21 protein-coding genes, 1 tRNA gene, 1 pseudogene and 1 riboswitch are annotated in these 21387 nt (G+C 71.2%); of the genes and pseudogenes, 13 read left to right on the forward strand and 10 right to left on the reverse strand.

The annotated features are described in order from the left end of the window. Positions 1-17: 17 nt before the first annotated feature. The 3 genes from rph to rdgB all read left to right on the forward strand — a co-directional run bounded on the left by rph (position 18) and on the right by rdgB (position 1904). On the forward strand, positions 18-755 hold the full coding sequence (gene rph / locus R2B67_RS23295) for a ribonuclease PH (protein WP_317820757.1): 738 nt from the start codon (positions 18-20) through the stop codon (positions 753-755). A gap of 123 nt (positions 756-878) precedes the next feature. Further along, on the forward strand, positions 879-1268 hold the full coding sequence (locus tag R2B67_RS23300; protein ID WP_018512387.1) for a hypothetical protein: 390 nt from the start codon (positions 879-881) through the stop codon (positions 1266-1268). 33 nt (positions 1269-1301) lie between these two features. Then, on the forward strand, positions 1302-1904 hold the full coding sequence (gene rdgB / locus R2B67_RS23305) for an RdgB/HAM1 family non-canonical purine NTP pyrophosphatase (protein ID WP_109977936.1): 603 nt from the start codon (positions 1302-1304) through the stop codon (positions 1902-1904). Between the two features lie 57 nt (positions 1905-1961). Here rdgB and R2B67_RS23310 read toward each other — a convergent pair. The 5 genes from R2B67_RS23310 to bcp all read right to left on the reverse strand — a co-directional run bounded on the left by R2B67_RS23310 (position 1962) and on the right by bcp (position 5820). Continuing rightward, a tRNA-Leu gene (locus R2B67_RS23310) sits at positions 1962-2037 on the reverse strand. A gap of 12 nt (positions 2038-2049) precedes the next feature. After that, a complete protein-coding gene (locus R2B67_RS23315; protein WP_317820760.1) occupies positions 2050-2883 on the reverse strand; it encodes an HNH endonuclease signature motif containing protein in 834 nt (277 codons plus the stop codon). Beyond that, positions 2880-3515, reverse strand: coding sequence for an HNH endonuclease (locus R2B67_RS23320; protein WP_317820762.1), 636 nt, complete (start codon positions 3513-3515; stop codon positions 2880-2882). The genes R2B67_RS23315 and R2B67_RS23320 overlap by 4 nt, the downstream gene beginning before the upstream one ends. Before the next feature lie 117 nt (positions 3516-3632). After that, the gene (gene proP / locus R2B67_RS23325; RefSeq protein ID WP_317820763.1) at positions 3633-5129 is read right to left on the reverse strand and encodes a glycine betaine/L-proline transporter ProP; all 1497 of its coding nucleotides are present in this window, start codon (positions 5127-5129) and stop codon (positions 3633-3635) included. Between the two features lie 223 nt (positions 5130-5352). Then, positions 5353-5820 (reverse strand): thioredoxin-dependent thiol peroxidase, encoded by a 468-nt coding sequence (bcp, locus tag R2B67_RS23330; RefSeq protein ID WP_015608808.1) that lies wholly within the window; start codon positions 5818-5820, stop codon positions 5353-5355. A gap of 143 nt (positions 5821-5963) precedes the next feature. On the opposite strand from bcp, the gene R2B67_RS23335 reads away from it, so the two are divergent. The 3 genes from R2B67_RS23335 to R2B67_RS23345 all read left to right on the forward strand — a co-directional run bounded on the left by R2B67_RS23335 (position 5964) and on the right by R2B67_RS23345 (position 7233). Continuing rightward, positions 5964-6278 carry a DUF3618 domain-containing protein gene (locus R2B67_RS23335; RefSeq protein WP_018512393.1) on the forward strand — a complete coding sequence of 105 codons (315 nt, stop codon included), beginning with the start codon at positions 5964-5966 and terminating at the stop codon, positions 6276-6278. A 112-nt stretch (positions 6279-6390) separates the two neighbouring features. Further along, positions 6391-6747 carry a GroES family chaperonin gene (locus R2B67_RS23340; RefSeq protein WP_237326113.1) on the forward strand — a complete coding sequence of 119 codons (357 nt, stop codon included), beginning with the start codon at positions 6391-6393 and terminating at the stop codon, positions 6745-6747. A 64-nt stretch (positions 6748-6811) separates the two neighbouring features. Continuing rightward, positions 6812-6870: riboswitch (guanidine-III (ykkC-III) riboswitch) on the forward strand. 42 nt (positions 6871-6912) lie between these two features. Next, entirely contained in the window at positions 6913-7233 is a 321-nt protein-coding gene (locus tag R2B67_RS23345; protein ID WP_015608805.1) for a DMT family transporter, read from the forward strand. Positions 7234-7236: 3 nt separating this feature from the next. Here R2B67_RS23345 and R2B67_RS23350 read toward each other — a convergent pair whose 3' ends face one another. Further along, entirely contained in the window at positions 7237-9660 is a 2424-nt protein-coding gene (locus tag R2B67_RS23350) for a transglycosylase domain-containing protein (RefSeq protein WP_317820768.1), read from the reverse strand. Between the two features lie 219 nt (positions 9661-9879). Between R2B67_RS23350 and R2B67_RS23355 the strand changes: the two genes are divergently transcribed. The 4 genes from R2B67_RS23355 to R2B67_RS23370 all read left to right on the forward strand — a co-directional run bounded on the left by R2B67_RS23355 (position 9880) and on the right by R2B67_RS23370 (position 13514). After that, positions 9880-10680: an ABC transporter permease gene (locus R2B67_RS23355; RefSeq protein ID WP_317820770.1), complete on the forward strand. Its 801-nt coding sequence runs from the start codon at positions 9880-9882 to the stop codon at positions 10678-10680. Further along, a complete protein-coding gene (locus R2B67_RS23360) occupies positions 10673-11566 on the forward strand; it encodes an ABC transporter permease (protein ID WP_317820771.1) in 894 nt (297 codons plus the stop codon). The genes R2B67_RS23355 and R2B67_RS23360 overlap by 8 nt, the downstream gene beginning before the upstream one ends. A gap of 38 nt (positions 11567-11604) precedes the next feature. Further along, the gene (locus R2B67_RS23365; protein WP_317820772.1) at positions 11605-12669 is read left to right on the forward strand and encodes an ABC transporter ATP-binding protein; all 1065 of its coding nucleotides are present in this window, start codon (positions 11605-11607) and stop codon (positions 12667-12669) included. Between the two features lie 128 nt (positions 12670-12797). Next, positions 12798-13514: a DUF1707 SHOCT-like domain-containing protein gene (locus tag R2B67_RS23370; protein ID WP_317824943.1), complete on the forward strand. Its 717-nt coding sequence runs from the start codon at positions 12798-12800 to the stop codon at positions 13512-13514. 42 nt (positions 13515-13556) lie between these two features. On the opposite strand, the gene R2B67_RS23375 is transcribed toward R2B67_RS23370, so the two are convergent. Continuing rightward, complete coding sequence (locus R2B67_RS23375; protein WP_317820773.1) at positions 13557-14801, reverse strand: SGNH/GDSL hydrolase family protein; 1245 nt, start codon at positions 14799-14801, stop codon at positions 13557-13559. A 196-nt stretch (positions 14802-14997) separates the two neighbouring features. Between R2B67_RS23375 and R2B67_RS23380 the strand changes: the two genes are divergently transcribed. Then, complete coding sequence (locus R2B67_RS23380; protein WP_317820774.1) at positions 14998-16470, forward strand: DUF445 domain-containing protein; 1473 nt, start codon at positions 14998-15000, stop codon at positions 16468-16470. Between the two features lie 181 nt (positions 16471-16651). Here the strand turns inward: R2B67_RS23380 and R2B67_RS23385 are convergent, their stop codons facing one another. Further along, positions 16652-17506 (reverse strand): hypothetical protein, encoded by an 855-nt coding sequence (locus R2B67_RS23385; protein ID WP_317820775.1) that lies wholly within the window; start codon positions 17504-17506, stop codon positions 16652-16654. Between the two features lie 263 nt (positions 17507-17769). On the opposite strand from R2B67_RS23385, the gene R2B67_RS23390 reads away from it, so the two are divergent. Next, positions 17770-19641, forward strand: coding sequence for a BamB-related PQQ repeat family beta-propellar protein (locus R2B67_RS23390; protein ID WP_317824944.1), 1872 nt, complete (start codon positions 17770-17772; stop codon positions 19639-19641). A 9-nt stretch (positions 19642-19650) separates the two neighbouring features. Here R2B67_RS23390 and R2B67_RS23395 read toward each other — a convergent pair whose 3' ends face one another. Next, the gene (locus tag R2B67_RS23395) at positions 19651-19950 is read right to left on the reverse strand and encodes a hypothetical protein (protein ID WP_317820777.1); all 300 of its coding nucleotides are present in this window, start codon (positions 19948-19950) and stop codon (positions 19651-19653) included. 134 nt (positions 19951-20084) lie between these two features. Here R2B67_RS23395 and R2B67_RS23400 point away from each other — a divergent pair. After that, positions 20085-20471: pseudogene (locus tag R2B67_RS23400) on the forward strand (hypothetical protein); the annotation flags it as partial. A 33-nt stretch (positions 20472-20504) separates the two neighbouring features. Here R2B67_RS23400 and R2B67_RS23405 read toward each other — a convergent pair. Beyond that, entirely contained in the window at positions 20505-21209 is a 705-nt protein-coding gene (locus tag R2B67_RS23405; RefSeq protein WP_317820779.1) for a hypothetical protein, read from the reverse strand. Positions 21210-21387 lie beyond the last annotated feature (178 nt).

The following is a 21387-nucleotide window of genomic DNA, read 5'->3' on the forward strand; positions in this document are numbered from 1 at the left end:
CCGATAAAGTCGGTCCCATGTCTCGCATCGACGGCCGCACCCCCGAACAGCTCCGCCCCGTCACCATCGAACGCGGCTGGAGCAAGCACGCCGAAGGCTCAGTCCTCATCTCCTTCGGCGACACCAAAGTCTTCTGCACCGCCTCCGTCACCGAAGGCGTCCCGCGCTGGCGCAAGGGCAGCGGCGAGGGCTGGGTCACCGCCGAGTACTCCATGCTGCCCCGCTCCACCAACACCCGCGGCGACCGCGAAGCCGTACGCGGCAAGATCGGCGGCCGCACCCACGAGATCAGCCGCCTGATCGGCCGTTCCCTCCGCGCGGTCATCGACTACAAGGCGCTCGGCGAGAACACCATCGTCCTGGACTGCGACGTCCTCCAGGCCGACGGGGGCACCCGTACGGCCGCCATCACCGGCGCGTACGTCGCCCTCGCGGACGCGGTCGCCTGGGCCCAGGGCAAGAAGATCGTCAAGGCCGGCCGCAAGCCGCTCACCGACACCGTCGCCGCCATCAGCGTCGGCATCGTCGACTCCACCCCGCTCCTCGACCTCTGCTACGAGGAGGACGTCCGCGCCGAGACCGACATGAACGTCGTCTGCACGGGCGACGGCCGCTTCGTCGAGGTCCAGGGCACCGCCGAGGGCGCCCCCTTCGACCGCAAGGAACTGGGCTCCCTCCTGGACCTGGCCACCGCGGGCTGCGTCGACCTCGCCGCACTCCAGCGTGACGCACTCGCAACCACGCAGAACGCGTAGCGACTCACCTTCCCCGGGTAAAGAAGCAACCAAATACGCACGCCACAGCGTCGTTACGGGCACGGGCGCACGGGTCGAACCGTGCGCCCGTCCGCGTACCGATCCCCGGGGAGGGACCGCACCATGGCTTCGCGCCGCCACCAACGCCTCGCACTCGCCACCGCCGCCGCCTTGCTGACGCTGACCACGGCCGTCGGCTGCGCCGGCCTCGACAAGGCCCTCGACTGCGTCCGCACCGCCGACGCCATCGCCACCAGCGTCAACAACCTCCAGCAGGCCGTCTCCAACGCCTCCGAGGACATCACCCAGGCCTCCGAGTCCCTGGACGAGATCGACCGCGAGCTCAAGAAGCTGGACGACACCACGGACAACGCCGACCTCTCCAAGGCGGTGGACGACCTCCAGGCGGGCGTCACCGAGGTGCGCGGGTCCATCGAGAGCGGCGACGCCACCCCGGACATCACCCCGGTGACGAACGCGGCGACGGAGATCGGCAAGGTCTGCTCGCCGTAGGATCCGCCCGCCGCGGGAGGGGACAATGGGCGCATGACGCGCCTGATCCTCGCCACCCGCAACGCCGGGAAAATCACCGAACTGCACGCCATCCTCGCCGACGCGGGACTCGACCACGACCTCGTCGGCGCGGACGCGTACCCGGACATCCCCGACGTCAAGGAGACCGGCGTCACCTTCGCCGAGAACGCGCTCCTCAAGGCCCACGCCCTCGCGCAGGCCACCGGCCACCCGGCGATCGCCGACGACTCCGGCCTCTGCGTCGACGTCCTCGGCGGCGCCCCCGGCATCTTCTCGGCCCGCTGGTCCGGCACCCACGGCGACGACCAGGCCAACCTCGACCTGCTCCTGGCCCAGCTCGGCGACATCGCCGACGCCCACCGCGGCGCGTACTTCACCTGCGCCGCCGCCCTGGCCCTCCCCGACGGCACCGAACGCGTCGTCGAGGGCCGCCTGAACGGCACCCTGCGCCACACCCCGTCCGGCACTGGAGGCTTCGGCTACGACCCGATCCTCCAGCCGGAGGGCGACACCCGCACCTGCGCGGAGCTGACCCCGGCCGAGAAGAACGCGATCAGCCATCGGGGGAAGGCGTTTCGGGCGCTGGTGCCGGTGGTGCGGGAGTTGGTGGGCTGACAAACAGAGCGGGCGGCTGCTTCCTTCGAAACGAAGGTGGCAGCCGCCCTGCACCTGTGGGCCCGGTGGGACTCGAACCCACGACACACCGGACCTAAACCGGCGCCCTCTAGGCCAGCTGGGGTACGGACCCGCGCGCACCACTCTACTGTGCGACCCTGCGCGGCTTCGAGAAGGTTTGCGTCTGGCTGTGACACGAGGGGCAGAGGTAGCGGAGGTTCTCCCGGCGATTGTCGAGCCGGTCGCCATTGATGTGGTCGATCTCCAGGACGAGCCGCCTGCCCCGCCAGGTGTCTCCGGTGCCGCACCCTGCGCAGGCGTGAGGGACTCCGATGTCGTCCAGAGCCCGTCGTAACTGAGCCGTCTTCGTCCGAGGTGCTCCGGTGCTCAGACGCTGAAGTATCTCCGCCGCGGACTTGCGGTTCGGTGAGCGCGTTCCGCGACCGTGCCCCTGTCCGGTGAAGTGGGCCATGGACAAGCCGTACGTTTCGATGTCCCGCTTCACGCGAGCGCGAGCAGTGCCGTTGTTGCCCAGCCCCAAGGCTTTCAGAACGCCGGCCAGGCTGCGGGACGCGGCGACCGCTTCGGCCAGTGCCGTGCGGGGTGTGGAGGGCGTTCCGTACCGGCGTCCGCCGGTGAAGTGGGAGGTGTCGATGCCGAGCCGGTCCATCCTCCCGCGCAGGTAGCCGTACGGACTGTCGCTCGGCGGCAGGCCCATGTACGTGAACATCTCCCTGATGCTGTGGGACTGGGCAGCGGCTTCGGCGAGGAGGTCGCGTGGGTACGCGCAGCGCTCTCGTGGCGGGAGCTCCTCCTCCACGAAGTGGGACGTGTCGACCCCGTAGTGCGCGAGTCGGTTGCGTACGTAACGGAGTGTCCGGCTGCCCAGGGGCGCGTTCAGGCGGCGCAGAAGATCGACGAGACTGCCCGCCTCCGCAGCTGCCCGTGCGAGCAGTTCGCGGGGGTACTTGGCGCTCACGCCGCCCTCCTGCGCTTACGGCCCCGATAGGTGTCGGTGGCCGCGTGGCAGTTGGGGCACAGGAGGCGCAGGTTCTCCGGGCGGTTGTCCCACCAGTCGCCGTTGACGTGGTCCACTTCGAGCCGGAGAGGCTGCCCCAGCCACTCCCCGTCGTTGCCGCATTCGGCGCACCTGTTCTCAACTCCCCTACGCACGAGTTCCCTGCGGAGCCGTTCGCCGGGGACTCTGCCGTCCGACGGCGTACGGAGCGTCAGGAGGTCTCCCAGCGAACCCTTGGGCCTGCGTCCGCCCGGAGGCGTTGCCGTGAAGTGGGAGGTGTCGATCCGCAGAGCCGCGATGCGCCGGCCGATGTGCGCCTGGTTGCCGCCCACCGGACTGATGCCCAGCCTGCGCACGACTTCGGCCACGCTCATGGAGCCTGCGACCAGCTCGCGCAGTGTCTCTTCCGTGTGGCGTACTCGCGTGTCGGCGAAATGCGAGGTGTCTACACCCGCCTCGGCCATCTTCTGACGCAGATAACGCCGACTGCCGGACGTCGGTGTTCCTCCGCACCACCGCACCGCGTCGGTGGCGTTCGTCGTCATCCGCGCCGCCTCTTCGAGCAGCTCACGGGTGTAGCGGACCGGTGCCATGTCCCCCTCCGATTCCGGCCGCACGTTCGCAGCCTCGTACGGAGTAACGAACCGTTTATCGGATGGTTACGTCCGGAATCCGGAGAGGGTGCCCAAGAGGACCCAAGAGGGAAGGCCTCAGAACTTCGGTTCCGGCGCCTGCGCCTGCACCAGTTCCGCCGCCTCCTCGTCCGTCTCCACCGACGGCGGGGAGCCGATCAGGGGCTGCTGGGCGGTCTCCTTCATGCAGGCGACCGCGATCACGCCGATCAGGGCCGCCGCCATCGCGTAGTACGCGGGCATCAGGTTGGAGCCCGTCCAGCTGATCAGGGCCGTGATCACCAGCGGGGTCGTACCGCCGAAGATCGACGCGGAGAGGTTGTAGCCCACCGACAGGGACCCGTAGCGGACGTTCGTCGGGAACAGGGCCGGCAGGGCCGCCGACATCGTGCCGAGCATGCAGACCAGGGAGAGGCCCAGCATCAGCATGCCGACCGTGATCGGGAGGATGCCGTCGATGCGGATCAGGAGGAACGCCGGGAGGGAGAGGAAGAGGAAGCCCAGCATGCCGGTCATCAGGAGCGGCTTGCGGCCGAAGCGGTCCGACAGCTTGCCGACCTGGCTGATGATCGCCATCAGGAACACCATCACCGCGAGCAGGATCAGCAGCCCGTGCGTCTCGCTGTAGCCGAGCTCGTCGGAGAGGTACGTCGGCATGTACGACAGCAGCATGTAGTCGGTGATGTTGTACGCGCCCACCAGGCAGATGCAGAGGATCAGCGTCGGCCAGTACTGCCGGAAGATCTTCGCGAGGTCCCCCTTGGCCGTGGACTCCACGCCGTCCGCCGCCTCGCTCGCGTGCGCCGTGCCGCCCTCCAGCTTCTGGAAGGCCGGGGTCTCGTCCAGGCGCAGTCGCAGGTAGAGGCCGACCAGGCCCAGCGGGCCCGCGACGAGGAACGGGATCCTCCACCCCCAGGCCTCCATCTGCGCGTCGTTCAGGAGGGCGTACAGGGCCGTCACGAGGCCCGCCGCGCCGACGTAGCCGGCCAGGGTGCCGAACTCCAGGAAGCTGCCGAAGAAGCCGCGGCGCTTGTCGGGGGCGTACTCCGCGATGAACGTGGACGCGCCCCCGTACTCCCCGCCCGTCGAGAAGCCCTGGAGCATCCGGAAGAAGATCAGCAGGACCGCGGCCCAGACGCCGATCGTCTCGTGCGAGGGGATCAGGCCGATGGCGAACGTGCCGACCGCCATCAGGATCATCGTCAGCGCGAGGACCTTCTTGCGGCCGACCTTGTCACCCATCGGGCCGAAGAACATGCCGCCGAGCGGCCGTACGAGGAAGGCGACCGCGAAGGTCGCGAAGGAGGAGAGGAGCTGGGTGGTGTCGTTCCCGGACGGGAAGAAGACGTGCCCGATCGTCACGGCCAGGTAGGAGTAGATGCCGAAGTCGAACCACTCCATGGCGTTGCCCAGCGAGGCCGCCTTGACCGCGCGCTTCACCGCCGCGTCGTCCGTGACGGTGATGTCCGTACGGCGCAGCTTCGGGTTCCTGCGCTTGCGGACCGCCCGGAAGAGCGTGGGGTGGCGTTTGACCGCTTGGGGGTCGGCCGCCTGGTGGGGGTCGGGGGCCGCCATGGCCGGGTCCTTTCCTCGGAGGGTGTTCCAGGAAAGGCTTCTGCGCGGTCGTGGCGGTCGCAAACCGACTTCATGGTCCGATGCGATGTCCCTCACATGTTCTCGACATCGTTTCGGGGCAGGCGTACGGGCTGCGCGTGGTCCGCCGCCGTACGGGAGGGCGTCCGGGCCGTCTCGCCCCGGATGGCCCATCCGGGGCGAGACCGAGCCGGGAGGGGCCGGGTCAGATGCCCAGGTCCCTGATGATCTTGGCCACGTGGCCGGTCGCCTTGACGTTGTAGAAGGCGTGCTCGACCTTGCCGTCCTCGTCGACGACGACGGTGGAGCGGATGACGCCCGTCACCACTTTGCCGTAGAGCTTCTTCTCGCCGAAGGCGCCGTACGCCTCCAGGGTCTCCTTCGACGGGTCGCCGACCAGGGTGACCTTGAGGTTCTCCTGCTCGCGGAACTTCGCGAGCTTCTCCGGCTTGTCGGGGGAGACGCCGATGACGTCGTATCCGGCGCCCGCGAGGAGGTCGAGGTTGTCCGTGAAGTCGCAGGCCTGCTTGGTGCAACCGGGGGTAAGAGCAGCCGGGTAGAAGTAGACGATGACCTTGCGGCCCTTGTGGTCCGCGAGCGAGACCTCGTTGCCGTCGGCGTCGGGAAGGGTGAAGGCGGGAGCGGGGTCGCCGGGCTTGAGTCGCTCGCTCATGTGGTTCTCCTCGGGTGGTGCACGGGTCGGACGGGACCGAGCGTAATAGGGGTGCCGCCGGGTGCGCGGGGGTTCGAGCTGACAGACTGTCGACGAAGGTTCAGAAGAAGGTTTACCGGAGACACGACCACGGAGGCGGCGCAGTGTCGGATGCCAGGACCCCTGCGCAGATCGAGGCGGACATCATCAGCAGGCGTGAGCAGCTCGCTGTGGTGCTCGACGAGATCGGGGTGCGGGTACACCCGAAGACGATCATCGGCGACGCGAAGGCCAAGGCGGCCCAGACCGTGGACCGCACGGCCGGCCGCGCGTTCGTCGCGGTGAATCGCTCGGTGTCACAGGTGAAGGCGCAGTTCGTCGCGGTGGACGGCTCGCCGCGGCTGGAGCGGGTGATTCCCGCCGCGCTGCTGGTGGTGGGTGTGGTGGGGCTGATCACGCTCTCCAAGCGCCGCGGGTGACGGACGCGTCCGCCCGCGATCTCTGAGCGCCGCGGGTGACGGACCCGTCGCCCCGGGAGGCGCACGGCCCCCTCGGGCGTGCGCGCCGGTGCGGTGACGGTAGGTTGCGGGCGTGAGCGAGAAGACTCAGGGCAACACCCATGATGACGACAAGCTGCCCATCCGCATGCTGCACGACCGTGTCCTGGTGCGGAACGACACCGCCGAGGGTGAGCGGCGTTCCGGCGGCGGCATCCTGATCCCGGCGACGGCCGCGGTGGGCCGGCGGCTCGCCTGGGGCGCGGTCGTCGCGGTCGGCCAGAACGTGCGGACGGTGGAGCCCGGCGACCGGGTGCTGTACGACCCCGAGGACCGTGCCGAGGTGGAGGTGCGGGGTGTGGCGTACGTGCTGATGCGCGAGCGCGATCTGCACGCGGTGGCGGCGGACCGGTTCGAGGGGTCGGTGGACTCGACCGGGCTGTATCTGTAGGACGTACGGGACGTACGGCGGAGGGCCTGGTGACCATGGTCACCAGGCCCTCCGGCCATTCCTTGCTACGGTGGAACCACCCCGACGAGACGCGCCGTACCGGGCAGGCAAAGACGACGCATCCGTGTTCGTTCACGCGCTCGCGCGTTGTCGTCGGAGGTTCTCATGGCCTGGGTTCTGCTGCTCGTCGCCGGTCTGCTCGAAGTGGGCTGGTCGATCGGGATGAAGTACACCGAGGGGTTCACCCGGCTCTGGCCGAGTGTGTTCACCGGCCTCGGGATCGTGGCGAGCATGGTGTTGCTGTCCCATGCGGCGAAGACGCTGCCGATCGGTACGGCGTACGGGGTCTGGGTCGGCATCGGCGCGGCCGGTGCGGCGATCCTCGGCATGGTCGTGCTGAACGAGCCGGTGACCGCCGCCCGGATCTTCTTCGTCTGTCTGCTGCTGGTCGCGGTCGTGGGTCTGAAGGCGACCTCCGGGCACTGAGCGTTATTCGCCCTGTTCGCGGGCGCCGCGGACCCCTTCGATGAGGCCGCCGCCGAGGGCTCCCGTATCGCCGTCGCTGTCGCCGTTGTCTCCGTCGGTGCCGCCCTCCGTGCCGGTGCCGGTGCCGGTGCTGGTTCCGCCGTCGCCGGTGTCCCCGGTCGTTGCGCCGCCCTCCGTCCCTCCCGTCGCGTCGCCGGTGGTGCCCGTTCCGCCGTCGCCGTTGCCCGGCGGGGCGGGGGTGGTGGGGGCCGAGGGGGTGGTGGGGTCGGCCGGGGCGCTGGGGGAGGTGCTGGAGGAGTCGGTGTCGTCCGGGGTGTCCGGGCCGTCGATGGTGTCGGTCCCCTCGTCGCCCGGCTCCTGGGGTTCGTCGGAGCCGGGGGCCGTCCGGAGGTCGAACTCCTGGGCGGGGGAGGAGCGCAGGGCCGCTTCGGTGTAGGCGGCCCAGGTCTCGGCGGGGACGCCGCCGCCGTTGACGCGGTCCAGGCCGAGGGCTCCGTACAGCGGGGTCTGGGTGCCGGAGTCGGGGTCCTGGCCCATCACGGCGACGACGGTCGCGAGGTCGGGGGTGTACCCGGCGAACCAGGCGGCCTTGTCCTCCTCGGCGGTGCCCGTCTTGCCGACGGCGGGGCGGCCCGCGGCCTGGGCGGCGGAGCCGGTGCCGCCCTCGACGACGGAGCGGAGGAGGGCGGTGGTGGTGTCGGCGGCCTCGCGGCTGATGGCCTGTTCGGTCTTCCGGTCGGGCAGCTCGATCTCGGTGCCGTCCTTGGTGACCTTGTCGACGAGGGTGTACGGGCCGTGCCGGCCGTGGTTGGCGAGCGTCGCGTACGCCTCGGTGAGGTCCAGGACGCTGGCGGTGGCGGGGCCGAGCGCGATGGAGGGGGAGGCGGTGAGGTCGGGGGTGGTCTTCGGGATGCCGAGGGCGACGGCGGTGTCGCGGACCTTTTCCGGGCCGACGTCCTGGGCCATCTGCGCGTAGACCGCGTTGACGGACTTGTCGGTGGCGGTACGGACGGTGATCTGCCCGTAGTCGACGTCGTCCTCGTTGGCGGGGTCGTAGCCGGTGGAGCCCTGGGGGCCCTGGACGGTGCGCTTGTTGGTGCCGTCGTAGTACGTCTCCGGGGTGATGCGCCGGCCGTCCTGGGTGGTGGAGTCGTTGGCGATCGCGGAGGTGAAGACGAACGGCTTGAAGGTGGAGCCGACCTGGTAGTCGCGGCGGGTGGCGTTGTTGACGTACTGCTGCGTGTAGTCGACGCCGCCGTACATAGCGACGACCTCGCCGGTCTCGGGGACGATGGAGGCGCCGCCGACGCGCACGTTCTTGTCGGGCTCGCGGTCGTCGCTGCGCTTCTTCATCACGTTGTTCTTGACCGCCGCGACGAAGGCGTCCTGCTTCTTCTTGTCGAGGGTGGTGGTGATGCGGTGGCCGCCGGTGGCGAGGGTCTTCTCGTCGATGATCCCGTTGCCGGTGAGGTACTGCTCGACCGCCTGCACGAGGTAGCCGCGCTGGCCGGAGAGGCCGGTGGAGGGCTTGGCCTCGCCGGGGACCGGGAACTCGGTCGTCGACCGTTCGCCGGAGTCGAGCCAGCCCTCCTTGACCATGCCGTCCAGGACGTAGTTCCAGCGGCTCAGGGCGGCCGGCTTGCTGTCGGGGTGGGCGACGACGTCGTACGCGCTGGGGGCGTTGAGGAGGGAGGCGAGGTAGGCGGCCTCGGCGGTGGTGAGGTCCTCGACGTTCTTGCCGTAGTACGCCTGGGCGGCGGCCTGGATGCCGTAGGCGTTGCGCCCGAAGTAGCTGGTGTTGAGGTAGCCCTCGAAGATCTGGTCCTTGCTCTGCTCGCGGTTGAGCTTGATCGCGATGAAGAACTCCTTGGCCTTGCGGACGACGGTCCGTTCCTGGCCGAGGTAGTAGTTCTTGACGTACTGCTGGGTGATGGTGGAGCCGCCCTGCTTGCCCTTGCCGGTCGCGGTGTTCCAGCCGGCCCGGAACATGGCCCGTACGTCGACGGCGGGCTGGCTGTAGAAGTCGCGGTCCTCGGCGGCGAGCACGGCGTGCTGGACGTCGGAGGGCACCTGGGAGAGCTTGACCTTCTCCCGGTTCACCTCGCCGTCGCGGGCCAGGACGGTGCCGTCCTTGTAGAAGTAGACGTTGGACTGCGCGTCGGCGCCGGCGTTGGCGGCCGGGATGTCGACGAGCTGGTATCCGGCGAAGAACCCGCCGACGAGCAGGAGACCGGCCACCAGGACCGACCCGAGGACCATCCGCCAGGTCGGGAAGAGGCGGCGCCAGCCGGTCCGCTTGGGGCGCTTCGTGCGCCCCTTCTTTCCGGGTGCCTTGCCCTGCGCTCCTTGTGCGCCCTCGTCGTCCCCGGGGCTCGTGGAGGCGGCTGAGGGGTCCCGGGGGGCCCAGGTCTGGTGCTCGTCGCTCATGTCGGTGCGGGCTCCTCGGGTGCGGTCGGTGCACCCATAGTGCCCGTTTCGCCGGGAAACCCTCGTATCATCCTCCGATCTCCCCCGTTCTCCCGCCTCCGCGCCCCTCGAAAAGCCGTCGCGGTGGCCTCCGTCCGTGCACTAAGGTCGTGCGCTTTGGTGTCCGGAGCCGGAAGCGGGAGTTCCCCGACCGGCCGGCGGTGGGGGAGAGGGGACGGCGTGCGGCTGTACGCAGTGGTGGCGGCGGGCGGGTTCCGGCGCTACGCCACGTACCGGACGGCGACGGCCGCGGGGGTGTTCACCAACACCGTCTTCGGCTTCATCCTGGCGTACACGTACATCGCCCTGTGGGACGCGAGACCGCAGCTCGGCGGGTACGACATGTCCCAGGCGCTCGCGTACGTCTGGATCGGGCAGGGCCTGCTGGCGGCCTGCGCCATGATGGGCGGCGGCTTCGAGGACGAGCTGATGGAGCGGATCCGGACCGGCGACATCGCGGTGGACCTGTACCGCCCGGCGGACCTCCAGCTGTGGTGGCTGGCGGGGGATCTGGGCCGGGCGGCGTTCCAGTTGGTGGGGCGCGGGGTGGTACCGATGCTCGCGGGGGCGCTCGCCTTCGATATCGCGCTCCCCGGCTCGGCGTGGATCTGGCCGGCGTTCCTGCTCTCCGTGCTGCTGGGCGTGGTCGTGAGCTTCGCCGTGCGCTACCTGGTCGCCCTGTCGGCGTTCTGGCTGCTCGACGGTGCGGGCGCGACCCAGATGGCCTGGCTGCTGGGGTTGTTCTTCTCCGGGATGCTGCTGCCGCTCCCGCTCTTCCCCGGTCTGCTGGGCGAGGTGGCCCGGATGATGCCGTGGTCCTCGCTGCTCCAGATCCCGGCCGATGTGTACCTGGGCAAGCACACGGGGTGGGGGCTGGTGGAGGCGTACGCGTTCCAGGGCGGCTGGGCGGTGGCGCTGCTGCTGGCGGGGCGGCTGCTCCAGTCCGTGGCGACGAGGAGGGTGGTGGTGCAGGGTGGCTGAGACGGTGGCGGTGCGGCCCGGGCCCGAGGAGAGCCGGGAGCCGGGAGGCCCCGCGTACTTCGCGTACGAGGAGCGGCCCTGGCTGCTGGAGGGGCTGCGGGCGTACGGGCTGATCGTGGCCATGTGGGTGCGCTCGACGATGGCGTACCGGGCCTCGTTCGTGATGACGACGTTCGGGAACCTCGCGGCGACGGCGTTCGACTTCCTCACGATCGTGCTGATGTTCACCCACGTCGACGCGCTGGGCGGCTACACGCTCCCGGAGATCGCCCTGCTGTACGGGGTGTCGGCGACGGCGTTCGGGCTGTGCGATCTGCTGCTGGGGTCGATGGAGCGGCTGGGGCGGCGGGTGCGGGACGGGACGCTGGACACGCTGCTGGTGCGGCCGGTCCCGGTGCTGGCGCAGGTGGCGGCGGACCGGTTCGCGCTGCGCCGGATCGGGCGGATCCTTCAGGGGCTCGCCGTGCTGGGCTACGCGCTGGTCACCCTGGACATCGCGTGGACGCCGCTGAAGGTGGCGATGCTGCCGGTGATGGTGATCAGCGGTGCGGCGGTCTTCGGGGCGGTCTTCGTGGCCGGGGCGGCGTTCCAGTTCGTCGCGCAGGACGCCTCGCAGGTGCAGAGCGCCTTCACGTACGGCGGGGCGACGCTGCTCCAGTACCCGCCGACGATCTTCGCGAAGGACCTGGTGCGCGGGGTGACGTTCGTGGTGCCGCTGGCCTTCGTGAGCTGGTTGCCGACGCTGTACGTGCTGGACCGGGAGTATCCGCTGGACCTTCCGCAGTGGGTGGCGTTCCTGGCGCCGGTGGTGGCCGTGGCGGTCGGTGGGCTGGCCGGGCTGGCGTGGCGGGCGGCGCTGCGGACGTACCGGAGTACCGGAAGTTGAGGGAAGAGTACGGGACTTTGAGGGAAGGGGAGTCGGACATGCTGGACACATCGGTCGGAGCCGCGGGGGAGGGTGCGGGCGTGGGCCACGACGGCTTCATCACCCTCGACGGCGTCGAGAAGGTCTTCCAGGTCCGCCGGAAGGCCGGTCTGCTGCGCCGGCAGCGGCATGAGGTGCGGGCCGTGGACGGCATCAGCTTCCAGGTCGCGCGCGGCGAGATGGTCGGCTACATCGGCCCGAACGGGGCCGGCAAGTCGACCACGATCAAGATGCTGACGGGCATCCTGACCCCGAGCGGCGGCCGGCTGCGGGTGGCGGGCATCGACCCTTCCCCAAGCTCTCGAACACGCTCGAGCAGGGGATACCCCACTCGGGAACGTACGCGCCTGGCGCACCGCATCGGTGTGGTCTTCGGCCAGCGGACCACCCTCTGGTGGGACCTGCCGCTGCGCGACTCGTACCGGCTGATGCACCGCATGTACCGCATCCCGGACCGGCGTTACCGGGAGAACCTGGACCGGTGCGTCGAACTCCTCGATCTGGGTGAGTTGTTGGACGTCCCCGTACGTCAACTCTCCCTCGGGCAGCGGATGCGGGGCGACATCGCGGCGGCCCTGCTGCATGACCCCGAGGTGCTCTACCTGGACGAGCCGACGATCGGGCTCGATGTGATCTCCAAGGCCAAGGTGCGGCAGTTCCTCAAGGAGTTGAACGCGGAGCGCGGGACGACGGTCCTGCTGACGACGCACGACCTGACCGACATCGAGCAGCTGTGCCGCCGGGTGATGGTGATCGACCACGGCCGTCTGATGTACGACGGTTCGCTCGCCGGTCTCCACGAGGTGGGGGAGAGCGAGCGGATGCTGGTGGTGGACCTGGAGCGCGAACTCCCGCCGATCTCGCTGGAGTCGGAGGGGGCCGGACCGTCGGCTCGGGTGGTCAAGGTGGAGGGTCCGCGCCAGTGGCTGGCCTTCCCCGCCTCGGCGTCGGCCGCCCCGCTGGTGGCGCGGATCGCGGCGGAGTACCCGCTGATGGACCTGTCGGTGCGGGAGCCGGACATCGAGGCCGTGATCGCGCGGATGTACGAGGCGGCGGCGCCGTGAGGGGGCGCCGTGACGGGGCGACGTGAGGGAGCCCGTGAGCCGACGCGTGCAGGTCCTGGGCCTGTACGTCTGTGCCGGGACCGGGTGCGTTCAATAGGGTGCGTGGTATGACAAGTGAACGTCCGGACATGCGTGCCTCCGATGCGGAACGTGAGCGGATCGCCGAGTTGCTGAGGGAGGCCGTGGCCGAGGGCCGGCTGGAGATGGACGAGTTCGAGCAGCGCCTCGAAACGGCCTACACGGCCCGTACGCACGGGGAGTTGGAGCCCCTCGTCCGGGACCTCCCGGCGCCCGGCACGGCGGTGGCCCCGGTGGGCTCGTCCGCGCCCGCCCCGCTGCGGGGCTCCGCCGCGAACTGGCCCGCCCGGATCGGCTCCACGGCCACCTCGAAGGGCGGGTTCGCCCTGTGGGGCGGCTTCAACCGGAAGGGCCGCTGGACGGTGAGCCGGAAGTTCACCGCGTTCGCGATGTGGGGCGGCGGCGAGATCGACCTGCGCGAGGCGGACTTCGAGGACCGCGAGGTCGTCATCCGCTGCATCGCGATCATGGGTGGCATCCATGTGACGGCCCCGCCGGAGCTGAACGTGGACGTCCGGGGCGTCGGCATCATGGGCGGTTTCGGCGAGGGCCCGAACGAGGACGGGGAGACCGTGCCGGAGGCCCCGCGCGTACGGATCACGGGGCTGGCCCTGATGGGCGGTGTCGGCGTGGAGCGCAAGCGGACGAAGGCGGAGCGCCGCCGCCTGAAGGAGGCCGAGGAGGCCGAGCGGGCGGTCCGCGAGCGGCAGCGGCTGGACGGCCCGGACCAGGGGCCGGGAGGCGGCGGCCGCAAGGAGCTGGGCTGAGCTATCGGCCCTCGTACGTCACCCTCCCCGCCCTCCGCCTCCTCACAGCTCGTCGGACTCCGGCGTGCCGGCCGCCTGCTCCAGGGACAGCAGGTCGATCCGCTCGCCCAGCGCCCGGTACCCGGCGTCGTTGAAGTGCACGCGGTCGCCGCAGTCGTAGGCCGCCAGGAGCCGGTTCGGGGCGGCCGGGTCGCGGACGACCTCGTCGAAGTCGACGTACGCGTCGAAGACGGTGCCCCTCCGGATCTGCTCGTTGACCGCGAGCCGTACGGCGTTGCGCTCGGGCGTCCAGGTCCGGTAGCCCTCGAACGGGGTCAGGGTCGCGCCGACGACCGTCAGGCCGCGGGCCCGCGCCTGGTCGGCGAGGGCGCGCAGCCCGGCCACGATGCGCCCGGCGTCGGTCTCCTGCGGCGCCTGCTGTATGTCGTTGATGCCGATGGCCACGATCACGGTGCGCACCCCGGCGACCGAGAGCGCGTCCCGCTCGAACCGGACGAGGCCGGCCTGCCCCGACGGGCCCTGGATGAGGAGCCGGTTGCCCGCGATGCCCGCGTTGGCGACCCCGTACCGGCCGCCCAGCCGGTCCGCGAGGACGTCGGGCCAGCGGGTGTTGGCGTCGGTGGTGGAGCCGCTGCCCGCGGTGAGGGAGTCCCCGAGGGTGACGATGGTGCCGGGGACGGACTCGTTGCGGACGTCCACGGCGGTCAGGTAGCGCCAGCTGGTGGTGGACCAGGTGCCGCGGCTGTCGGCCAGGTAGGACGTCTGGTGGCTGTTCGGGTGGTAGGTGACCGGGCCGCCCGGGCGCGGGGTGCGGAAGCCGACCTCCAGGTCGGAGTCGGGCGCGACCGGCACGACGACCGGGTCGCTGACGACCCGTCCGCCCGCCGCGATGGTGACGGAGGCGGCGCCGTCGAAGGTCACCGGGCGGGTGTTGACGGTGGCCCGGTCGACGCGGAGCGGGACGGTGCCGAAGAGGTTGGAGAGCGTGATGCGGGCGGCGTCCCCGCCGACGCTGGTGTGCACGACGTTACGGATGGTGCTGCCGGGGAAGCCGTTGTCGGTGTTCGGCTCCGGGCCGACGGGCGCCGTGGTCCAGGTGGCGATCCAGTTCCCGCCGATGTTGGCGGGCGCGACGGGGTTGCGGGCCGCGGCGTGCGTCTCGGCGGGAGGCGGCGGGGCCTGGTGGCGGCCGGAGAGGAGCGTCGTGCCGAAGACGGTGGCTGCGGCGAGTACGGCGGTGCCCGCCAGTAGGGCGATGAGCAGGGCGTACCCCTGGCGCCTGGGCATGTGCGGTGATTCTCCTTGTGATGATCGTGCTGGTCCCATGATGCGACAGGCCGCGGGGAACTCGACGTGCGGCCCGGGAGTAGGGGAAGTAGGGACAATGCGTACGTCGCGGGGGCGAGGCGTACGCAGACGGCTTGAACGGCTGGATCGGCTGGAACGGCCGGATCGGCTTGAACGGGTGGGACGGGTGGAGCGCATGGGACCGACCGGTTCCGGAGAGCAGGACGCGGTGCAGCAGCCAAAGCAGGACCCGGACTCCGGGGAAGGCGGGTCCGGGACGCGGACCGGGGCCCGTAAGGAGCTGGGACCGGGCACGTCGCGAGGTGCTGGCGCCGGTGCAGGTGCAGGTGCAGGTGCCGGTGCCGGTGCCGGGAAGGGCGCCGCGCCCGGGCCCGGCCCGCTGGCCTCGTTCGCGTACACCGCCGCCGACGAGGAGAAGCAGCGCGGCGTACGGCGCATGAAACTCACGGCCACCGGCCTCCTTCTGCTCGTCGCACTGGTCTACGTCCTGGCCACCTGGGCGGAACACTCAGGGGTGAAGGGCTGGCCGGGCTACGTCGCGGCGGCTGCCGAGGCGGGGATGGTGGGCGCTCTGGCGGACTGGTTCGCCGTGACGGCGCTCTTCCGGCGCCCGCTCGGCCTGCCCATCCCCCACACGGCCATCATCCCCACCAAGAAGGATCAGCTAGGACAGTCCCTCGGTTCCTTCGTTGGCGAAAACTTTCTCTCCGGAGACGTCATTCGTGACCGAATTCACGCTCTGGGGGTCGGCCGGAGGGTCGGTGCGTGGCTTTCGGAGCCGGCCCATGCCGACCGGGTGACCGCCGAGTTGGCGACGGCGCTGCGCGGCGCGCTGACGGTGCTGCGGGATTCCGACGTCCAGGCGGTGGTCGGCGAGGCCATCACCCGGCGGGCGAACGCGGCGGAGGTCGGCCCCGGTCTCGGCAAGATGCTGGAGCGGGTCGTGGAGGACGGCGGCCACCGCAAGGTCGTCGACCTCGTCTGCGTACGGGCGCACGACTGGCTGGTGGAGCACGGCGACTCGGTGATGGACGCGGTGCAGGGCGGGGCGCCGGGCTGGACGCCGCGCTTCGTGGACAAGCGGGTGGGCGAGCGGGTCTACAAGGAGCTGCTGCGGTTCGTCACGGAGATGCGGGACATGCCGGGCCACCCGGCGCGCGGCTCCATCGACACGTTCCTCACCGACTTCGCGGCCGACCTCCAGAGCGACGCCGACACCCGGGCCCGGGTGGAGCGGCTGAAGTCGGAGATCCTGGGCCGCGGCGAGGTGCAGGACGTCATCGCCTCGGCCTGGTCCTCCGTCCGTACGATGATCCTCGCGGCGGCCGAGGACGAGCGCAGCGAACTCCGCCTGCGGGCCCGGGCGTCCCTGATGTCGCTGGGTGCCAAGCTGGCGGGCGACGAGCGCCTCCAGGGCAAGGTCGACGGCTGGCTGGAGGACGCGGCGGTCTACGTGGTCACCCGCTACCGGGCCGAGATCACCTCGCTGATCAGCGAGACCGTGGCGAGCTGGGACGCGGACCAGACGTCGAAGAAGATCGAGGCGCACATCGGCCGTGACCTGCAGTTCATCCGCATCAACGGCACGGTGGTCGGCGCGCTGGCGGGCCTGGCGATCCACACGGTGTCGCGGGCGCTGGGCGGCTGAGCGGTTTTACGGTTCCTGCGGGTTCCGGGTGCGTACCCGTCCTGTCGTACGGGTACGCACCCGGCTTACACGGGGGAGTTGCCCGGTAGTACGGGCGCGGCGCGGCGGGTGTTCAACGCGGCGCGGACCCTTCCGGGGGAGCGGGCGGCGGCCGTCCCGGGTCCTCGGTCACCTCGGCGCCTCACACCCCGCCGCCGCACCCGCCGCCGCACCCGCCACCGGAGCCTCCGCCGCACGAACTGCTCGCGCCGACACCGCCGACACCGCCGTCACCGGCCCAGCCGGAGGCCGCGGGCTTCGCGGGATGGTCGGCCTCGACCATCTCGATCCGGAACTGAAGCGGTGCGCGGGCCTCCTCCCTCTCGACGAGGCGCCGGCACAGCGCGTCGAACTCGGGCCACTGCGGAGCCGCGAACCGGCCGCCCTGGCCGTCGGTCATCCCGATCCAGATGCCCGCCGGAGCGTGCGAGGCCAGGGCGATCAGGAACCAGAAACCGGAGGCGTCGGGCCGCTGGATGTAGAACCCGATCCCGTACACGAGGACGGCGGCGAGGCCGAAGACGGCCGCCCACGCGGCCACGCGGTCGAGCACATAGCGCGTCCGCCGCCGTGGCAGGCGGTGCTCGGCGGCCTCGCGCAGCCCGGAGCGGAAGGCGGGGTAGCCGTCCGATGCCCGGACGCGCCGGACCGAGTGCGCCTCTCCGGCCTCCGCGGCCTCACGGACCGGCGTCCGCAGCGCCGCGAGCAGAGGTTCGGGCCGCGACCGCGCTCGGCGCTCCCGCTCGCGGGAGTGCCCGTGCCGACGGGCCAGCACCAGCATCCCGGTCCGCGTGGCGGCCGCCTCTCCTTTGAGGTGGTACGCGGCGAGGACGGGCGCGTCGGCACCGGCGCCGAGAAATCGGCGCATGACGACCCGGTCACGCTGGAGCCCGTAGCCGAGACGGAGCAGCGAACACGTCATGAACAGGCTGAAGGCGCTGCCCCAGACCAGCGCGAAGGCGGGGAAGGCCGGCAGACCCGCCAGGAAATCGATCATCTCTCGCCCCCCGTCCGGGCGGCCGAACGGCCCGCCCCCGCCCGCCGCCCTGGTGGTGAGGTCCGGTGCCGCGGACGGCGTCACCGCTTCCAGGATGGCATCAACGCAGCGCTCTCCACAGGTGTCTGACGGATGGTGAAACGACTGACACACCTGCGGGGAGTGCGCGAGGCTGGTCTCCCTGCCGGGGCAGGCTCGACGGTCACATCGCCGGGCCCCCGGCCGTGGGGCGGGAGGCCATGATGGAGGCGGATGTGACAGCGATGTACCGGGGAGACGCCGCGCGTACGGGTGTGGCTGGAGCTTCGCGGCCTCCCGAGGGGTTCCTCCCGTGGGGCGCTCCGTGCCCCGGCCCAGTGCTGGCGGCTCCGGCCGTCGCTTCCGGCATGGTCGTGGTCGTCGACGCCTTCGGGCTAGTCACCGCACGTAATGCGATCAGCGGTGTCCTGCACTGGAGGTACGCCCCTGAGCCGCGGACGCCCCCTCGCACCGTTGTCACCGCCGCGCCGGTGATCCATCAGGGCGCGGTCCACTTCGTCTCCCCGGAGGGAGGCGGCCGCCTCCTCTCCCTGGACCTGGAGTCGGGGGACGTCCGCTGGTCCCGGTACACGGGCGTCGCCACCGCCGCCCCCGCCGCCGCCGGCGGCCTCGTCTTCGCCTGCGCGGAAGGGCCCCGCGTGTGCGCGCTGTCGGTGGAGGACGGCAGCGAGGTGTGGGCGGCCGAGCTCGGCGGATACCGGTCCGACGAACGGGACCTGATCGTAGAGGTCCTGCGCAGCGGCGGTCAGCCGGTCTTCTTCGGTTCTTCCCCGGCGGTCTGCCGGGACGGTGTGTACCTGGTCGGACCGGACGGCGCCCTCTACGCGCTCGCCGCCACGGACGGCTCGGTCCGCTGGAGACGGGAGCTGGACTTCTCGGTCCGGACGAGCTGCGCGGTCGATCAGGATCGCGTGTACGCGTCCGACCCCACCGGAGTGCTGCACGTCCTGGACGCGCACGACGGCCGTACGCTGTGGACCCGGGACACGGGCGTCGACGCCCGTGATGTCGTTCCGGTCGTGTCCGACGGCCAGGTCTACGTGTCCGGGCGGGCCATGTCCGCGGGAACACCCCAGCTGACCAGCGGGGCGATCCTCGCCTACGATGCCGCGACAGGAGCACACAAATGGTCCCGGCCTACCGGGAGTTGGGTGGCGGCGCCGCCTGCCGCGGGTGAGGGCCGGGTCTACCTGGCCACCCGGGGCAGCGTCCTCGACGCCGCGGAGCTGTGTGCCCTCGCCGCCACCGACGGTCGTGTGCTGTGGCGACGTCCGGTCGATCACCGTTCCGGCCATCCCACCGACGTCCGGTGGGACGGCGTGCGGGCCGCGCCGACCGTCCACGACGGCGTGCTCTACCTCGGCCTGCCGGACCGCACCCTGCGGGCGCTGGACGCCGCGACCGGGATCGTCTCCTTCCGGTTCCTCAGACGCCGGGCGCTGCGCCGGGCCCGGCCCGTCGGTATGCGCCGCAACCGATTCACCGCCGGGATCCGCCCGGCCCTGCGGGTCCTGCTGCTGGTGGCGCTCTGCGTCGCTGTGGGCGGCGCCCTCGGGGCCACCTCATGGTGGCTCGCGGTCAGCGCGGGCGCCGCACCCCTGCTCATGGCAGCCGCCCAGGGTGCGTCCCGGGGGCTCTTCACGCTCGGAGTCCGCGCGCAGCAACGCGGCGCATACCGCTCCGCGGCACTGGCCTTCGCCCTCACCCATGCCTCGCAGCTCCTGACCCCACCGGGCCTGCGATCCGCCACCCACCGCGTACGCACGCTCGGCAACCTGACGGTGTCCGTGGGCCAGAGCGGCGCATTCGGCCTCTGGAAGAGTCTTGCCGCCGCCCACCGGTATGCGGCGTCAGCCCTGGCCCGTCGTTCTCCCGGCCAGGAGACCGGGCTGCTCCGCGCCCAGTCCTACGCCATGACCGCCCAGGGCTTCACCGTCTTCCACGAATCCGGACGGATTGACGGAACGCGCGAAGCCGCCTCCTACGCGGCCCGCGCGGTCGACCTCTACCGCACGGTCGACGCCTTCTCGGGCCGGCACCGGGGCGAGGCGGAGCAGGCCAACCGCCTCTACCTGGCGCTGGCTGTCCCCGACTGATCCTTACGCCTACGCGCGGCGGGTGACGGCCCAGGAGGCGGCGGCCACGCCACCGGCGACGGCGAAGACGGCGGGCCAGGCACCGACCTTCTTGGCGAGCGGGTGCGACCCGGCGAAGGCGGCGACGTACGCGAGAGTCAGCGCGGTGGCCGCACGCGGTCCGGCCTGACGGTTCCACTCGTACGCGGCGAGAGACCCGGCGGCGGCGAGCGCGACCCCGCCGAGCGGACGCCTCCCGGTCCACCGGGCGACGCCGTAACCCCCGACGAGCCCGCTCGCCGCCACTGCCGCCGCCGGAACCTTCGCCATCGCCGCCACCATCGCCTTCGTGTTCGTGTTCGTGTTCGTGTTCGTGTTCGTGTTCGTGTTCGTGTCTGTGTCTGCGTACGTGTGTACGTACGTGTCCCTGCCGAGGCTAACCTCAGGAGCAGGAGGTGGACCCGGCGGAGAACGCCGACCAGGTCGAGCAGGCGGCCGGCGAGGCCGCGGAGGAGCCGACCGCACCTGCCGAACCGGCTCCCGAGCTCGTACGCGACGCCTTCGCGACGCTCCAGGCCACCCTGGGCGAGACCTGTACGCCGGGCGCGGGGGACTGCGCCTACTTCCTCGGCCGGGTCACCCAGGAACTCACGGAGCTGGACGAGGCGATGCGGGCGGACCCGAAGGGGCCCGGCCACTTCAAGCAGCCGCTGGCGGACATGAAGGTCCTGTTCGGCAAGCTGGGCAAGGACCGGTCGACGCCGCACCTGGAGAAGTTCTTCACCGAGATCGTCTCCACCCGCGACGGCATCAACACCTGGATGCAGGACCACCCGGACGACTACCGCTGAGGCGGCACCCGAGGGGCTGCTCCCCCCGGGCCGTCACCCCAGCGACGCCCGCCGCTCCTCGATCAGGCGCCGGTAAGCGGGATACCACGGCTCGGTCTCGGCCCGGGCGATGACGCGGCGGCCCTCGACGCGCTTGCGGTGGGACCGGTAGAGGTCGTAGACGAACCACAGGCACAGTGCAGGCAGGACGATGCGCAGCCATGTCAGCGGCAGGAAGGCGACGGCCAGGCCGAGGACGACACAGACGACGGCCCCGGTCACGGCGACGGCACGGCCGGCGATCCGGCCCATGGTGGCGTCGTCCTCCTCCGGTTCGTCCGCATCCTCGCCGCGGCGGCTCCCACCGTCCGGCACCACTGAGCTGTCCGGCTTCACCGCGCCTTCGGCTCCGGCGCCGCCTTCGGCTCCGGCGCCGCCTTCGGCTCCGGCGCCGCCTTCGGCTCCGTCGCCCCGGTCGTCCTCCTCCTCGTCGTCACGGAAGACGATGACCGCCTCGGTCAGAGCCTTGGCGCGCAGCAGCAGGTGAAGGCCCGGAATCAGCACCGCGGCCAGGGCGACGGCCCGGCCGACGCCCTCGGCCGACAGCCAGATTCCGGCCGCCGCGGCCACCGAGGCAAGGAAGTAGGCCCAGGCAGGGAGGATGCGCTGGAGGGCGCGGGTCCGTTCGGCTTCGAGGAGTTCGGCCAAGCGGCTCCGGTCCGGGAGAACGCCGTCGGGGGGCGGGAAGGGGTTGCTCATGGAGGTTCTCCTCAGGTGGTCGTGCGACAAGGATGGGGCGGGGAGACGCCGGAGGGAAAACGACTGAGCGCACGCACGGTCCGGGAAGGACCGTGCGGGCGCCTGGACCCGGGCCGGCCGAGGGATGTCGGCCGGCCCGGGGGTTGGGTGTCGGTCACGCCGGGCTGTCGGTCAGTCC

It is taken from the genome of Streptomyces cyaneofuscatus (assembly GCF_033109485.1).
Classification (GTDB): domain Bacteria; phylum Actinomycetota; class Actinomycetes; order Streptomycetales; family Streptomycetaceae; genus Streptomyces; species Streptomyces cyaneofuscatus.

What these genes read in the sequence shown, in the direction of transcription:
- rph (WP_317820757.1), top strand. Translation starts at nt 18, where the DNA reads ATGTCTCGCATCGACGGCCGCACCCCCGAACAGCTCCGCCCCGTCACC.
- R2B67_RS23300 (WP_018512387.1), top strand. Translation starts at nt 879, where the DNA reads ATGGCTTCGCGCCGCCACCAACGCCTCGCACTCGCCACCGCCGCCGCC.
- rdgB (WP_109977936.1), top strand. Translation starts at nt 1,302, where the DNA reads ATGACGCGCCTGATCCTCGCCACCCGCAACGCCGGGAAAATCACCGAA.
- R2B67_RS23320 (WP_317820762.1), bottom strand. Translation starts at nt 3,515, where the DNA reads ATGGCACCGGTCCGCTACACCCGTGAGCTGCTCGAAGAGGCGGCGCGG.
- proP (WP_317820763.1), bottom strand. Translation starts at nt 5,129, where the DNA reads ATGGCGGCCCCCGACCCCCACCAGGCGGCCGACCCCCAAGCGGTCAAA.
- bcp (WP_015608808.1), bottom strand. Translation starts at nt 5,820, where the DNA reads ATGAGCGAGCGACTCAAGCCCGGCGACCCCGCTCCCGCCTTCACCCTT.
- R2B67_RS23345 (WP_015608805.1), top strand. Translation starts at nt 6,913, where the DNA reads ATGGCCTGGGTTCTGCTGCTCGTCGCCGGTCTGCTCGAAGTGGGCTGG.
- R2B67_RS23350 (WP_317820768.1), bottom strand. Translation starts at nt 9,660, where the DNA reads ATGAGCGACGAGCACCAGACCTGGGCCCCCCGGGACCCCTCAGCCGCC.
- R2B67_RS23365 (WP_317820772.1), top strand. Translation starts at nt 11,605, where the DNA reads ATGCTGGACACATCGGTCGGAGCCGCGGGGGAGGGTGCGGGCGTGGGC.
- R2B67_RS23370 (WP_317824943.1), top strand. Translation starts at nt 12,798, where the DNA reads ATGCGTGCCTCCGATGCGGAACGTGAGCGGATCGCCGAGTTGCTGAGG.
- R2B67_RS23375 (WP_317820773.1), bottom strand. Translation starts at nt 14,801, where the DNA reads ATGCCCAGGCGCCAGGGGTACGCCCTGCTCATCGCCCTACTGGCGGGC.
- R2B67_RS23380 (WP_317820774.1), top strand. Translation starts at nt 14,998, where the DNA reads ATGGGACCGACCGGTTCCGGAGAGCAGGACGCGGTGCAGCAGCCAAAG.
- R2B67_RS23385 (WP_317820775.1), bottom strand. Translation starts at nt 17,506, where the DNA reads ATGATCGATTTCCTGGCGGGTCTGCCGGCCTTCCCCGCCTTCGCGCTG.
- R2B67_RS23390 (WP_317824944.1), top strand. Translation starts at nt 17,770, where the DNA reads ATGTACCGGGGAGACGCCGCGCGTACGGGTGTGGCTGGAGCTTCGCGG.
- R2B67_RS23395 (WP_317820777.1), bottom strand. Translation starts at nt 19,950, where the DNA reads ATGGCGAAGGTTCCGGCGGCGGCAGTGGCGGCGAGCGGGCTCGTCGGG.
- R2B67_RS23405 (WP_317820779.1), bottom strand. Translation starts at nt 21,209, where the DNA reads ATGAGCAACCCCTTCCCGCCCCCCGACGGCGTTCTCCCGGACCGGAGC.